The sequence below is a fragment of the Streptomyces paromomycinus genome, from assembly GCF_003865155.1.
In the GTDB taxonomy this organism is placed as follows: domain Bacteria; phylum Actinomycetota; class Actinomycetes; order Streptomycetales; family Streptomycetaceae; genus Streptomyces; species Streptomyces chrestomyceticus.
The window spans coordinates 3,719,111-3,733,048 of the sequence record NZ_BHZD01000001.1 but is presented as its reverse complement, the minus strand read 5'-3'; the positions used below and the strand labels follow the sequence as shown (position 1 = coordinate 3,733,048).

At 70.8% G+C, this 13,938-nt stretch carries 12 protein-coding genes; 7 read left to right on the top strand and 5 right to left on the bottom strand.

Translation table 11 applies throughout. The annotated features are described in order from the left end of the window. Positions 1–30: 30 nt before the first annotated feature. A complete protein-coding gene (locus OEIGOIKO_RS15220; protein WP_125054511.1) occupies positions 31–1,242 on the bottom strand; it encodes a pyridoxal phosphate-dependent aminotransferase in 1,212 nt (403 codons plus the stop codon). A 199-nt stretch (positions 1,243–1,441) separates the two neighbouring features. Here OEIGOIKO_RS15220 and OEIGOIKO_RS15215 point away from each other — a divergent pair, with 199 nt between their 5' ends. Beyond that, positions 1,442–3,301: a P-loop NTPase fold protein gene (locus OEIGOIKO_RS15215; RefSeq protein WP_125054510.1), complete on the top strand. Its 1,860-nt coding sequence runs from the start codon at positions 1,442–1,444 to the stop codon at positions 3,299–3,301. On the opposite strand, the gene OEIGOIKO_RS15210 is transcribed toward OEIGOIKO_RS15215, so the two are convergent. Continuing rightward, positions 3,237–4,853, bottom strand: a complete 1,617-nt coding sequence (locus OEIGOIKO_RS15210) for an N-acyl-D-amino-acid deacylase family protein (RefSeq protein ID WP_125054509.1) — start codon at positions 4,851–4,853, stop codon at positions 3,237–3,239. The genes OEIGOIKO_RS15215 and OEIGOIKO_RS15210 overlap by 65 nt on opposite strands. Positions 4,854–5,085: 232 nt before the next feature. Continuing rightward, positions 5,086–6,426, bottom strand: coding sequence for an amino acid deaminase (locus OEIGOIKO_RS15205; protein WP_125054508.1), 1,341 nt, complete (start codon positions 6,424–6,426; stop codon positions 5,086–5,088). Between the two features lie 154 nt (positions 6,427–6,580). Here OEIGOIKO_RS15205 and OEIGOIKO_RS15200 point away from each other — a divergent pair, with 154 nt between their 5' ends. The 4 genes from OEIGOIKO_RS15200 to OEIGOIKO_RS15185 all read left to right on the top strand — a co-directional run bounded on the left by OEIGOIKO_RS15200 (position 6,581) and on the right by OEIGOIKO_RS15185 (position 10,588). Continuing rightward, complete coding sequence (locus tag OEIGOIKO_RS15200) at positions 6,581–7,786, top strand: sugar kinase (RefSeq protein WP_281288354.1); 1,206 nt, start codon at positions 6,581–6,583, stop codon at positions 7,784–7,786. Beyond that, the gene (locus OEIGOIKO_RS15195) at positions 7,783–8,565 is read left to right on the top strand and encodes an IclR family transcriptional regulator (RefSeq protein ID WP_031007924.1); all 783 of its coding nucleotides are present in this window, start codon (positions 7,783–7,785) and stop codon (positions 8,563–8,565) included. Before OEIGOIKO_RS15200 ends, OEIGOIKO_RS15195 begins: the two co-directional genes overlap by 4 nt. After that, positions 8,562–8,972: a RidA family protein gene (locus OEIGOIKO_RS15190; protein ID WP_031007926.1), complete on the top strand. Its 411-nt coding sequence runs from the start codon at positions 8,562–8,564 to the stop codon at positions 8,970–8,972. The genes OEIGOIKO_RS15195 and OEIGOIKO_RS15190 overlap by 4 nt, the downstream gene beginning before the upstream one ends. 125 nt (positions 8,973–9,097) lie before the next feature. Next, entirely contained in the window at positions 9,098–10,588 is a 1,491-nt protein-coding gene (locus OEIGOIKO_RS15185; RefSeq protein ID WP_125054506.1) for a GntP family permease, read from the top strand. 1 nt (position 10,589) lies between these two features. On the opposite strand, the gene OEIGOIKO_RS15180 is transcribed toward OEIGOIKO_RS15185, so the two are convergent. Next, positions 10,590–10,985, bottom strand: coding sequence for a hypothetical protein (locus OEIGOIKO_RS15180; protein WP_246177349.1), 396 nt, complete (start codon positions 10,983–10,985; stop codon positions 10,590–10,592). A gap of 98 nt (positions 10,986–11,083) precedes the next feature. On the opposite strand from OEIGOIKO_RS15180, the gene OEIGOIKO_RS15175 reads away from it, so the two are divergent. Together OEIGOIKO_RS15175 and OEIGOIKO_RS15170 are read left to right on the top strand one after the other, a co-directional pair. Beyond that, entirely contained in the window at positions 11,084–11,932 is an 849-nt protein-coding gene (locus tag OEIGOIKO_RS15175) for a helix-turn-helix domain-containing protein (protein ID WP_125054504.1), read from the top strand. A gap of 17 nt (positions 11,933–11,949) precedes the next feature. Beyond that, the gene (locus OEIGOIKO_RS15170; RefSeq protein WP_174857161.1) at positions 11,950–12,507 is read left to right on the top strand and encodes a class IV adenylate cyclase; all 558 of its coding nucleotides are present in this window, start codon (positions 11,950–11,952) and stop codon (positions 12,505–12,507) included. A 50-nt stretch (positions 12,508–12,557) separates the two neighbouring features. Here OEIGOIKO_RS15170 and OEIGOIKO_RS15165 read toward each other — a convergent pair whose 3' ends face one another. Next, entirely contained in the window at positions 12,558–13,904 is a 1,347-nt protein-coding gene (locus OEIGOIKO_RS15165; RefSeq protein WP_125054502.1) for a M14 family zinc carboxypeptidase, read from the bottom strand. Positions 13,905–13,938 lie beyond the last annotated feature (34 nt).

The following is a 13,938-nucleotide window of genomic DNA, read 5'->3' as shown; positions in this document are numbered from 1 at the left end:
GTTCGGGCGTGGTGTGCCGTCCGGCCGCGCTCAGTACTGTCCGTAGCCGTCCAGGAACCGGCCGATCCGGGTCACCGCGTCCGTCAGATCGTCCTTGTTCGGCAGCGTGACCAGGCGGAAGTGGTCCGGCTCCGGCCAGTTGAAGCCCGTACCGTGCACGATCATGATCTTCTCGGCGCGCAGCAGGTCCAGCACCATCTGCCGGTCGTCCTTGATCTTGTAGACCTTCGGGTCCAGCCGCGGGAAGGCGTACAGCGCCCCCTTGGGCCTGGTGCAGGTGATGCCCGGGATCTGGGTGAGCAGGTCGTACGCGGTGTCCCGCTGCTCCAGCAGACGTCCGCCCGGCAGCACCAGGTCGTTGATCGACTGGTGCCCGCCGAGGGCGGTGGCCACGGCGTGCTGCGCCGGCATGTTGGCGCACAGCCGCATGTTGGCGAGGATCGTCAGCCCCTCGATGTACGAGGCCGCGTGCGCCTTCGGGCCGCAGACCGCCATCCAGCCGCTGCGGTAGCCCGCCACCCGGTAGGACTTGGAGAGCCCGTTGAAGGTCAGGGTCAGCAGGTCGGGGGCGAGCGCGGCGAACGGGGTGTGGGTGACGCCGTCGTAGAGGATCTTGTCGTAGATCTCGTCGGCGCAGACGATCAGGTTGTGCCGGCGGGCGATCTCGGCGATGCCGCGCAGCAGCTCGTCGTCGTACACCGCGCCCGTCGGGTTGTTCGGGTTGATGACGACGATGGCCTTGGTGCGGTCGGTGACCTTGCGCTCGATGTCGGCCAGGTCCGGCATCCAGTCCGCCTGCTCGTCGCAGCGGTAGTGCACCGCCGTGCCGCCGGACAGCGAGACCGAGGCGGTCCACAGCGGGTAGTCCGGAGCCGGTACGAGCACCTCGTCGCCGTCGTCCAGCAGCGCCTGCATCGACATCTGGATCAGCTCGGAGACGCCGTTGCCGAGGTAGACGTCGTCGACCGACAGCTCGATGCCCTTGGTCTGGTAGTGCTGCATCACCGCGCGCCGGGCCGAGAGCAGCCCCTTCGCGTCGCCGTAGCCGTGGGCGGTGCCGACCGTACGGAGGATGTCCTCCAGGATTTCCGGCGGGCACTCGAATCCGAACGCCGCCGGGTTGCCGGTGTTGAGCTTGAGGATGCGGTGTCCCGCTGCTTCGAGCCGCATCGCCTCCTCAAGGACCGGACCCCGGATCTCGTAGCAGACGTTGGCGAGCTTCGTTGACTGGATCACCTGCATGCCAGCCACCATACGGGCGCGTAACACGCCCTGCCTGGTGTTTTAGTTCACCCTGGACAGCTGGTGGTGTGGGGTTGCTCACCCGCCGTGACGGAGCGGCGCCCCGAATGCCGGTGGGGGCGTGCGCGAACGGCTCCCGCGCCCGGCGCACCGGCGGTACGCTCCGGGGCGGTGGTCGGGCGATCATGGGGGCGGCGGCATGGCGGCATCGGAACAACGGCTCGCACTACTCAACGACGAGCCGGTGGACTCGGCCGCCACCGACCTGCTGGGCGCGGGCCGTGCCGCCCGGCAGCTCACCGAGCTGCTGGTCGCCTCCCGCGCCTCCACCCCGTTCACCCTCGCCGTCGACGCCGGGTGGGGCATGGGCAAGAGCAGTCTGATGCAGCTGGTGCGCGCCGAGCTGGCGAACGCGCCCGAAGTGCACACCGTCTGGTACAACGCCTGGACCTCGTCCGGCGCCGACGCCCTGGAAGGGCTGATCAAGTCGGTCCTGATGCGCTTCGACCGCAGGCTGCTGCGGCGGGCGCTGCACCGGGTCTCCGAACAGCGGGCCCTGCTGCGTGCCCTGCGCGCGCTGGCGGCCCTCGTGGCCGGTCCGCTGGGCGCCGCCGGGCTGGTCAACGAGCTGTGGAGCAATCTGTCCGTCAACTCCCAGGCCCGCAACGAGATGCGCGACGCCATCCGCGATCTGGCCCAGGAGTGGGCCGAGACCGCGGACTACTCGCCGCGCCGGATGCTCGTCGTCTTCATCGACGACCTGGACCGCTGCTCCGAGGAGACGGTGCTCGCGGTGTGCGAGGCGGTCAAGGTCTATCTGGACGTGCCGGGGCTGGCGTTCGTCATCGGCTGCGACCGCTCGGCGATGGGGCCGGGCGGCCTGCTGCGCGACCTGTCCCCGGCCGGTGCCGCCTTCATGGAGAAGATCTTCCAGACCAGTTACCGCATCCCGGTGGCCGACGGCCGGGGCGTACAGGAGTACATCGAGTGGTGCGCGCGCACCGCCGGTATCGAGCGCCTGCTGGACGCGCCCCTGGTCGAGCTGCTCGCCGAGCGCTCGGCCCGCAACCCGCGCCGCATCAAACGGCTGGTCAACGGTTTCGTCCTGGAGGCCACCCTCAACCCGATGTGGGCGGACCACCCGCCGGAGGCCGTCCTCCGTACGTTACTGATCCAGTACTTCTACGCCGACTTCTACCGGATGATGACGAGCCCGCCGGGGGCCGACAGCGGGGACGTGATCGCGGATTTCTGTACGTACCGGCGGGTGCGCATGTTGCTGCGGGCGTCCGCGTCCTGGTCCGACGAGGAACAGGCGTCGGTCGACGCCTTCCTGGCGCTGCGCGACGTGGCACCCGTCCCGGGGAACTGGCGCGCGACCTTGGAGGCGGTGGAGCGCGAACTCCCCACTGTCTTCCCAGGCATGGTCACCGACTCCGCGTTCAATTCCCTGCTCGACGGACTGCTCGGTCTGCCACGCTCCGAGGAGCTGGTGCGCAGGTTACGTGAGGGCGGTCCGGCGATGGTGACGCTGCCGCAGCGGGAGCCGGAGCCCGGGACGGCGGGGGTACCCGTGCGGACCGGGGTGTACGAGGCGCAGGCCGGCGCGATCGAGTACGCCTCGACCACATCCCGGCCCCCCGCCGAGCCCTTCACCGGCCACACGATTCTCTGGGTCGACGACCACCCTGAGAACAACACCGCCCTGGCCGCGTGGTGCCGGAGCAGAGGGGCGACGGTCGAATGCGCTGAGGACTCCCGTACCGCCGACGCCGCCATCGCCGAGCGAACGCCGTCCCTGATCATCTCCGACATCGCCCGCGGCACGGACGACCGGGCCGGATTCACCCACGTGGAGGCGCTGCGCCGGGACGAGCGGTACACCGGCCCGGTCATCTTCTACGCGGGCCGGGTCACCCCGGCCCGCCAGGACACCGCCCGCGCCCTGGGCGCACTGGGCGTGGCAGCCGGCGGCGACGACCTGACCCGCCTGATCAGGACCGCGCTCGCCGCACCGCCCGCCCCGCCAGCACATCCGTCCGCCGCCCGTCCTCGATGACGAACCGCCCGTCGATCAGCACGTGCGGAATGCCCGTCGGCAGGGTGCGCGGCGCGTCGAAGGTGGACCCGGCGCCGACCGTCTCCGGGTCGAAGAGGACCAGGTCGGCGCGGTAGCCCTCGCGGACCAGGCCGCGGTCGGGCAGCCGCAGCCGGGCGGCGGCGCGCGAGGTCAGATGCGCGACGCACTCCTCCAGCGACAGCACGCCCAGCTCCCGTACGTAGGTGCCCAGGTACTTCGGGAACGTGCCGTACGCCCTCGGGTGCGGCTTGTGCCCCTGGAGGATGCCGTCGCTGCCGCCGGTGTGCACCCGGTGGCGCATGATCGTGCGGACGTTCTCCTCGTGGCCGACGTGCTGGAGGATCGTCGAGCCGAGCCGGTCCTCGACCAGCAGCCGGCGGGCCGTCGTCCACGGCTCCTCGCCGCGCTCCCGCGCCGACTCGGCCACCGTCCGGCCGACGTACCCCGCCAGCTCCGGGTGCGAGACGCCCGAGATCTCGATGGTGTCCCACTCGATCGGCACGCCGTGGCAGCCGTCCGCGCCGTCCACCTCCATGACGTGCCGGATGCGCTCGGCGGCCGCGTCGTCCCGCAGCCGGTCCAGGATCGCGTCGGGCCCGCCCTCGCTAGCCCAGCTCGGCAGCATGGCGACCAGGGTCGTGCAGCCGGGCGTGTACGGGTAGGTGTCGAGGGTGATGTCGGCGCCGTCCTCCAGGGCGCGGTCCAGGAGGGCGAGGAGTTCGGGGGCGCGGCCCTTGTTCACGCCGAAGTTCATGGTGGCGTGGGCGAGGTGCAGGGCGCAGCCCGCCTGGCGGGTCAGGCCGACCATCTCCTCGTACGCGCCCAGCGCGCCCGCGCCGTACGAGCGGTGGTGCGGGCAGTAGTAGCCGCCGTAGCGGGCCACGACCCGGCACAGCTCCGTCAGTTCGGCGTCGTCCGCGTACATGCCGGGGGTGTAGGTGAGGCCGGAGGACAGGCCGACGGCGCCCTGCCCCAGGCCCTCGGCGACGAGCTGCCGCATCCGGGCCGTCTCGGCGGGCGTGGCCGCGCGGTCGTCCCAGCCGAGGGCGAGCATCCGGACCGTGCCCTGCGGAATGAGGTACGCCGCGTTGACAGCGATGCCCTGCCCGCCGAAGCCGTGGTCGAGGCGGTCCAGGTACTCGCCGACCGTGCGCCAGCTGAAGTCGATGTCCGAGCCGTCCCCGTTCCAGCCGGTGATCTGCGCGCGGACCTCGGCGAGCGTACGGTCGTCGACCGGCGCGTACGACAGGCCGTCCTGGCCGATCACTTCGAGGGTGACGCCCTGCGCCGCCTTAGCCTCGTGCGACGGGTCGCGCAGCAGCGCCAGGTCGCTGTGCGCGTGCATGTCGATGAAGCCGGGGGAGAGCGCCAGGCCCGCGCCGTCCACCACCCGGGACGCGCCGGGGCGCGGCCCGGCGTCCGTCTCCCGGCGGATCTCGGCGATCCGGCCGCCGTCGAGGGCGACGTCCGCCCGGTAGGAGGGGGTGCCGGTGCCGTCGATGACGCGTACGTCGCGGACCACGGTGTCCATGACCGAACTGCCTTTCCTGTCGAACAAAGGCTGCGCGCCGGGCCGCGCCGCGCGGCCGTGGCGTACGGGCCCCGCTCCGGCATCGGGGGGATGAGCCGGAGCGGGACCCGGGCGCGCCCCGGGGGGTGGGGCGCGCCGGCCGGGGGCGGGGGTGCCCCCGGTGTTCGGCACGGAACTCGGGGGTGGTGTCCCGCGCCGAAGTCTCGCGGCCTTCAAAAGGCCGTGGTGACCGTCAGAAGAACGTCCGGACGTAGTCCACGACCGTGCCGTCCGCCTCGGTCACCGGGATCAGCTGCCACTTGTCGAAGGATGTGCACGGGTGCGACAGGCCCAGCCCGACCCAGTCGCCGACCTCCAGGTCACCGGCGCGTTCCGTACGGACCCAGGCGTGCTGGTCGGACAGCCCGGTGACGGTGACGCCGTCCGCGGACCGCTCGCTGCCGTCCCGGCCGGAGCGTACGACCTGGGCCTGCGGCAGGTCGAGGTCGTACGCCGCGTCCCGCTTGCCCGCGTTCAGGAACGCCTGCTCCGGCGTCGGGCGGGAGACGACCTGGGACCAGAGCCGGAAGGCGGGCTGCAGGGCGCCCTCGTCCGGGACGCGGTTGAAGGGCGTCAGGCGGCGGTAGTGGCCGTCGTCGTGCGAGACGTACGCGCCGGAGCGCAGCAGCTTCAGCAGCGGCCGGGACAGCTCGGGCGCCTCGTCGAACACCTCGGCGACCGCGTCGAACCAGGCGCTGCCGCCCGCGCTGAGCACGATCTCGTCCAGGTCGGCGAAGCGCCCGGAGCGGTCGAGGGCGACGGTGAGCGCGAGGAGGCGGCGCAGCCAGGCGGTCACCCGCTCGTGCGTGGCGTCGGGCACCTCGCCCTCGTACCCGGCGATGCCGACCAGACGCAGGGTGTCCACACCGGCCACGGCGTCGGCCAGTTCGACGCACTCCTCGTCGGTCCGCACGCCGGTACGGGCGCCTTCACCCGCGGCCAGCTCGATGACCACGTCGACCGGGCGGGTCGCGCCCGCCTCGCGCAGGGCGGCGTCCATCAGCTCGATGCCGCGCAGCGAGTCGACGTAGCAGACGCAGTGGAAGCCGGGGTCGGCGTCCAGTTCGGCGGCGAGCCAGCGCAGCGCGGCGGCGTCGACGACCTCGTTGGCGAGGAAGATCCGCTGGATGCCGTAGGCGCGGTAGACGCGGGCCTGGTGGGGGACGGCGGCGGTGATGCCCCAGGCGCCGTGCGCGAGCTGGCGGGCGAAGAGCTGCGGGGCCATGGAGGTCTTGCCGTGCGGGGCGAAGGCCAGGCCGTGCCGGGCGGCGTAGGTCTCCATCAGCGCCAGGTTGTGTTCCAGCGACTCGGCGGACAGGGCGAGCACGGGAGTGGTGAAGCCGCCGGTGAACAGGTTCCGGCGGTCGGCCGCCAGCTCGCCGACGGTACGGCCCGCGGCATCCGGGGGAAGCCCCTTGAAACGGTGGTCGACCCGCTCGTCCGCGAGGGTCCTCGCGCGGCGCTCGGCGGTGGCTGCGTCGGCGCCGGACGCGGCGCCGGTGGCGCTGCGGTCGGCGTGGGGCGCGGCGGCCATGGGGGCCTCCTCAAGTTCATGTTGCACTCTCTGCAACACCCATTGCGCATATCGCTTACTGCTGTCTAACATCCGAGCCATCGCCGGGTCAATGGTGCGTAACACGTCGCGGAACGGCTCAACACGGCCCGTACGCAAAGGAGTGCAGGAAATCGTGACCACGTCCAGCAACGTCAGCGCCGACGGCAACGACGCGACGGACGGCACCGCGCCCGCCCGCGACGAGGCCACGGACGGCCCGCCGCCCGCCCGGCCGCACACCGGTGCCGTCGATGTCGTCTGTCTCGGCGAGACCATGGTCACCTTCATGCCCACCGGGCCCGGGCGACTCGCCGACGTGTCCTCCTTCGAGCGCGGCATCGGCGGCGCCGAGTCCAACGTCGCCTGCGCCCTCGCCCGCACCGGCCACCGCACCCGCTGGGTCTCCCGGCTCGGCGCCGACGCCTTCGGCGACCACGTCCGCGACGCCGTGGCCGCCTGCGGCGTGGACGTCTCGCACGTCCGGCGCGACCCGGCCCGCCCCACCGGCGTCTACTTCCGTACCGCCGGCGAACGCGCCACCGGTACGGAGACCGAAGCGGGCGAGGCCGAGGTGGCGTACTACCGCGCCGGGTCCGCGGCCTCCGCCATGTCCCCCGAGCTGCTCGACGCCGACGCCCTCCGCGACACCCGCGTCCTGCACCTCACCGGCATCACCGCGGCCCTGTCCGACAGCTGCCTGGACGTCCTGCGCACTCTCACCGAACCGGCCCCCGGCCGCCCCCTCGTCTCCTTCGACGTCAACTACCGCGTCGGGCTCTGGCGCGACCGCACCGTACGCGGCCCCGGACTCCTCCTCGACCTCGCCCGCCGCTGCGACCTGGTCTTCGCCGGCGAGGACGAGGCCGCGGCCGCCTGGGACCTGCACGGACCCGACGCCGTACGCGCCGCCCTGCCCGAGCCCGCCGTCCTCGTCGTCAAACAGGGCGCCGGCGGAGCCACCGCGTACGCCCGCCAGGCCGACGGCACCGACACGGTCACCACCGCCCCCGCCCTCACCGTCGACGTCGTCGCCCCGGTCGGCGCCGGCGACGCCTTCGCCGCCGGATTCCTCTCCGCCACCCTTCGCGACCTGCCCGTCTTCGCCCGCCTCCGGCACGGCCACCTGATGGCCGCCGCCTCCCTCACCGTCCCCGGCGACCTCGGCACACCCCCCTCCCGCGACCTCGCCGACCACCTTGCGGGCCTCGACCCCGCCGCCTGGGGGAGACTGCGACTCGGCCCCGGCTGGACCACCGACGGTGACGCACCCGCTGACCGCAGCAGCGGCACCACCAGCCACGGGGTGCACAACCCACGGGTGGAGGTCCGTACCCCATGAGTCAGACAGTCGACCGCGCACTGAGCATCCTGCCCCTGCTGGCGGAAGGCCCGGCCAACCTCGAACAGGTGGCGGGCCGTCTCGGCGTGCACAAGTCCACCGCGCTGCGCCTGCTGCGCACACTCCACGAGCACGGCATGGTCTACCGCCAGAGCGACCAGCGCTACCGCCTCGGCGCCCGGCTCTTCGCCCTCGCCCAGCAGGCCGTGGAGAACCTCGACGTCCGCGAGATCGCCCACCCGCACCTCGTCGAACTGAACGAGAAGTGCGGGCACACCGTGCACCTCGCGGTGTACGAGGAGAACGAGGTCCTCTACATCGACAAGGTCGAGAGCCGCTACCCGGTACGGATGTACTCCCGCATCGGCAAACCCGTCGCCATCACCGTCGCCGCCGTCGCCAAACTGCTCCTCGCCGACCTGCCCGAGCCCGAGCGCCGCGCGCTCGCCGAAAAGCTCGACTACCCCCTCTACACGTCCCGTTCGACACCCAACGCCACGGCGTTCCTCGCCGAACTGGCCAAGGTGCGCGAACAGGGCTGGGCCACCGACCTCGGTGGCCACGAGGAGTCCATCAACTGCGTCGGGGCCCCCGTCCGCGGCGCGGACGGCCGGCTCGTCGCCGCCATGTCGGTCTCCGCGCCGAACGTCGTCGTCACGGCCGAGGAACTCCTCACCCTGCTCCCGCTGGTACGCCGCACCGCGGACGCCATCAGCCGGGAGTACTCCGGAAACACCCGCGTACCCGACACGCAAGACCAGAAGGAAGCCCGACCATGACCGAGAAGACCGCCCTCACCCCGGCCACCCACACCACCCCGCCCGCCAAGTTCTCCCACGGCGTCAAGAAGGGCAACATCCTCCAGGTCGCCGGCCAGGTCGGCTTCCTGCCCGCCGTCGAGGGCCAGGCCCCCACCCCGGCCGGCCCCACCCTGCGCGAGCAGACCCTCCAGACGTTCGCCAACGTCAAGGCGATCCTCGAAGAGGGCGGCGCGAGCTGGGACGACGTGATGATGATGCGCGTCTACCTCACCGACACCGACCACTTCGCCGAGATGAACGAGATCTACAACGCCTACTTCGAGGCCGAGGGCCTCAAGGAGGCACCGGCCGCCCGTACGACGGTGTACGTCGGCCTCCCCAAGGGCCTCCTCATCGAGATCGACGCCCTCGCGGTACTGGGCTGACCGGGACCTCCCCTTGCCGTTACCGCCGCTGAACCCGCCGCACGGCACGGCGCCCCACCCGCCCGGGGCGCCGTGCCGCGGTCCCCCCTGCCTGGAACCACCCTGTCTGACAACGGAGTCGTCACATGGTCCACGCTGCTCTCGCCACTGCCGCGGCCCCCGCCGCACCACCCGCCCCGCCCCACACCGGCGGTCTGCTGGCCCTGATACCGGGCACCCCCGGCCTCCTGACCGTCGCCGCCCTCGGCATCCTCCTGCTCCTCTTCCTCATCATCAAAGTCCGCCTCCAGCCCTTCGTGGCGCTGCTGGGCGTCTCCATAGCCGTAGGCCTCGCAGCCGGTCTGTCCGTCACCGAACTCTTCGGCACAGTCCAGAAGTCCTCCCTCCCCTCCCTCATCGAGAGCGGCATGGGCGGCATCCTGGGCCACGTCGCCATCATCATCGGCCTGGGCACCATGCTCGGCGCGATCCTCGAAGTCTCCGGCGGCGCGGAAGTCCTGAGCGCGCGCCTCCTGGGTCTCTTCGGCGAACGCCGCGCCCCCCTGGCCATGGGCCTGACCGGCCTCATCTTCGGCATCCCGGTCTTCTTCGACGTGGGCATCTTCGTCCTGGCCCCCATCGTCTACGCAGCGGCGAAACGAAGCGGCAAATCGATCCTCCTCTACTGCATGCCCCTGCTCGCCGGCCTCTCCATGACCCACGCCTTCCTCCCGCCGCACCCCGGCCCGGTCGCCGCCGCCGGCCTGTTCAAGGTGGACCTCGGCTGGATCATCCTCATGGGCATCGTCTGCGGCATCCCCGCCGTCCTGGCCGCCTGGGCCTACGCCGCGTGGATCGGCAAGCGCCTCTTCGTCCCCGTACCGCAGGACATGGTCGAGGCCGCGGACGAAGCCCGCGCGGCAGTGATCGCCGAACAGACAGCGGCAGGCGTACAGCCCCACGAGAAGCCGGCCGCCCTCGGCACCGTCCTCACCATCATCGGCACCCCCCTCGTCCTGATCCTCCTCGCCACCTTCTCCTCCATCGCCCTGGCCCCCTCCACCCTCCGCTCGGTCGTCGAGTTCTTCGGCAACCCCTTCGTGGCCCTGACGATCGCCCTCCTCCTCGCCTACTACCTCCTCGGCATCCGCCGCGGCTGGTCCCGCAAGTCCCTGGAGACCGTCTCCACCGCGTCCCTCAAGCCGGTCGGCAACATCCTGCTGGTGGTCGGCGCGGGCGGCATCTTCGGCGCCGTCCTCAAGGGCAGCGGCGTCGCCGACGCCCTCTCCGACACCTTCCACAACGTCGGCCTCCCCGTCATCCTGCTCGCCTGGCTGGTCTCCGTCGTCCTGCGCGTGGCCCAGGGCTCGGCCACCGTCGCCATCGTGACGACCGCGGGCATCGTCCTCCCCCTGGTGGACGGCCAGCACCTCTCCCAGCCCCACCTGGCCCTGATCATCATGGCCATCTCGGCCGGCTCGATCTTCGCCTCCCACGTCAACGACGGCGGCTTCTGGATGGTCGCCAAGTACTTCGGCATCTCCGAACGCGACACACTGAAGTCGTGGACGGTGCTGGAGACGGTGCTGTCGGTGGTGGGGTTCGTGGTGGCGGCGGGGGTGAGTCTGGTGGTGTAGCTCAGCCGCCCCCACGACCGAGATCCGCCAGTACCGCGTGCGCCTGCTCGTCGGAGTCACCGAAGGTGGTGGCTGTACAACCGTGGGCCCGGGCGACGCGCTGCTGAAGTGCGCGGCGCTGTGCCTCGTCATGAGCGAGCCTGCACCAGTGGTGCACGAGGCAGATTGTGGCCCGGCGGCCTGCTTGGACGCGCATCGTCTCGACAAGCGCCGAGAAGTGCGGCCGCGTGCGGCTGAGGGCGTTGTCCCCCCGGTCAACCCACAACCCCGCGATCTGCCAGCCATGGCGGTCGGCGTAGTTGACGCAGCCGGAAAGACGGAGATCGAGGATGGCGCTGGATCGCGTCGCGTTGCGGTCGTAGATGAAGACGAGCGGAGACGGGGTAACTGTGTTCACCCCGTCAGATTCGCGCTTTGCGACTCGGATCTCGATACCTGGCCGGTAATCTCACGGTGGGATGACTTTCCATCCCACCGTGAGCACGAGGGGCGCCGATGGCGACGGCGGTGGTGCCGGTCGAATTGCCGGACCGTGCCTGGCAGCACGCGCATGTACGCCAGGCGTTGAGATCACGGGACATCGGTGCCGTGTTCCGGCATGTGCAGCGGTACGGCGGCGCCAGCCAGGCCCGTATCGCCATGGCGGTAGGAATGACACAGGCACGCGTCAACGAGGTCATCAACGGGCGCCGTGAGGTCGTACGTCTCGACGTGTTCGAGCGGATCGCCGACGGGCTGAACCTGCCGGACGACGCACGGCACCTGCTCGGCCTGGCGACAGGCCGGGAACGCCGTACTGGTGGTCCGGCCTTCGACCTGGCGTCGTTTCCCGAAGTGGTCCGCGTCTACCAGACACAGTCGGCGGCGGCGCAGGACATTCGTGAGCAGGCGCGTACCGCGTCGGAGTGGGACGTACTGGCCGTACGCGGACTCGGCCTCATCGGGTTGAAAGACTCGCTGCTGCGCCCTTGCCTGACCGGGCCGCAGGGAGCGTCGCCGCGCGTGCGGGTTCTCCTGCTGGACCCCGCGGTACCTGCTCTGGCACACCGGGCGGCCGAAATCGGTGAGTCGGCGGAATCATTGGCCGGTGGGGTACGACTCGCCGAGGCGCGACTACGAGAACTTGCCGACGGCGGTGAGGTAGCAGTGTACCGGTACAGAACCTTGCCCACGTGGCGGATCATCCGGCTGGACTCCACCATGTTCGTGTCTGCTTTCGATTCCGGATGGGAAGGACACGAGTCCGCGACATACAAGGTCATGGAGACGCCGCACGGTCCGTTGTTCCGCGGCTTCCGGCGCATGGTGGAAACGGCCGTGGCCGACGGTGAACGTACGGTATGACGACTGGGGGCAGGGACGTGATCGAAGCCGAACTGAAAGCGCATGTGCGCGACCCTGCGGTGGTGCGGGAGCGTCTGGACCGGTTGGCCGCCGGGCGTGACGAGGTGTATCGGGACACGTATTTCGACACTCCGGGCGCGCATCTGGAGGCGGGCGACCGGGAGCTGAGGCTCCGTACAGTGGTCGGACCGGACGGGACGCGGTCCCTGCTGACGTACAAAGAAGCGCGGGTCGATGAAGCGTCGGGGTCGAAGCCGGAGTACGAGACGGATGTCGGCGACCCGGAAGCCGTCCGGGCCGTGCTCAACGGTCTCGGATGCATCGAGGCGATCGCCTTTGTGAAGCACTGCCGGAATTACGAATTCATCGCGTACCGACGGCAGATGCTCGCCACACTCGTCCGAGTCCCGGAAATCGACGGGACCTATGTCGAGTTGGAGACGCAGGTGGTGGGCCGAGAGGAATTACGTGACGCTCTGGGGGACGTGCGGGCGGTGCTCGCCGGGTTGGGGATCGGAGAGGGTGACCTGACCACCGAGTTGTACACCGACGCCGTACGGGCACGACGTTCCTGAGGTGCGTGACCGGGGCCGCCCATGGCGAGCCCCGGCCGCAAAGGTCACCCTCACTTGCAGTACTGCGCCTCCTTCCCGATCGACCGGTACATGCAGTCGCTGTTCTCCAGGAGTTGCAGGACCGCGTCGCGGTTGCGGGAGGTTTCGCGGGCGATGACCGAGTCGCGGGGGTAGAAACCGCCCGCGCCCGCGGAGGACGGGTACATCTCGAAGGTGTAGCCGAAGATCTTCTGGTTGCCCCAGAGCCAGTCGTCGATGGAGCCGTCGGTGATGTAGAGGTCGCTGGACTGTTCGGGGGTGTAGCCGTTGCTGGCCGCCATGGACTTGCCGACGGCCGCGAAGGCGTCGCGGTCGTCCTGGGTCATGCCGGGGGCGGTGTCGTTGTAGGTGTAGCCGTACGGCCACAGGACCAGTTCGCTGTACGTGTGGAAGTCGATGGCGGTCTTGATCTGCTGGACGCCGCCGACGATCCGGCTGCGGACGAAGTTGGTGACGACCTTGACCTCGGGGGCCGAGGCGGCGGACGGGCCGCGGTAGGTCTCCGAACCGGTGCTGCCCGAGGAGCCGCCGCAGCAGCCCCACTTGAAGTCCCAGTTGCGGTTCAGGTCGGTGCCGACGTTCGAGGAGCCGCTGTTGGGCTGGCGGTTCTTGCGCCAGCTGCGGAAGGAGCCGGTGGCGATGTCGTAGGCGCCGCCGTCCGGGTTCACGTCCGGGACGACCCAGATCTCGCGGGAGTCGAGCATCTTGGTGACGCGCGGGTCGCTGCCGTACTTGGACGTGTAGTCGTTGAGCAGGTAGAGCGCCATCTCGACGGTGAGGTGTTCGCGCGCGTGCTGGTGCGCGGTGAAGAGCACCTCGGGTTCGTTCTCGTCCTGGGCGACGTTCTTGCTGAGCTTGAGGGCGAGGATGTCCCGGCCCTCGTAGGTCTTGCCGATGACGCGCTTGCTGAGGATGGCCGGGTACTTGGCGACGAGCGCGTTGATCTCGGCGGTGGCCTCGGCGTTGTTGTGGTACTTGCCGTAGCCGGAGGGGAAGTCCTTGACGCGGTCGCCGGTGCCCGTCGGGGGCGCCGGCAGGGCCCGCAGCCGGTGGCCGAGCTTGCGTACGAGGGCGGCCTGCGCGGCGTCCGCGGTGATGACGACGGTGCGGCCGTGCACCTCGTCGATGGACACGCCGGTGGAGGCGAGGGCGCTGCGCTGGGCCGCGTTGGCGAGGCCGGTGATCTCGTACTGGCGGGGTGTGCCGGAGTCGGCCGCCGTGGTGCCGGCCGCGGCGGTCCTGGTGGGAATGTCCTGACGAGGGGAGTCCTCCGCGCGGGCGGCGAGGGGTGCGGCCAGTGCGAGGGAGACGAGCGCGGTGAGGACGGTGGTCCGTCTGCCGCGTGACCGTGGTCGCATGGTGTGACCTCCGTGGGGGTGTGAGGCTGGCGAC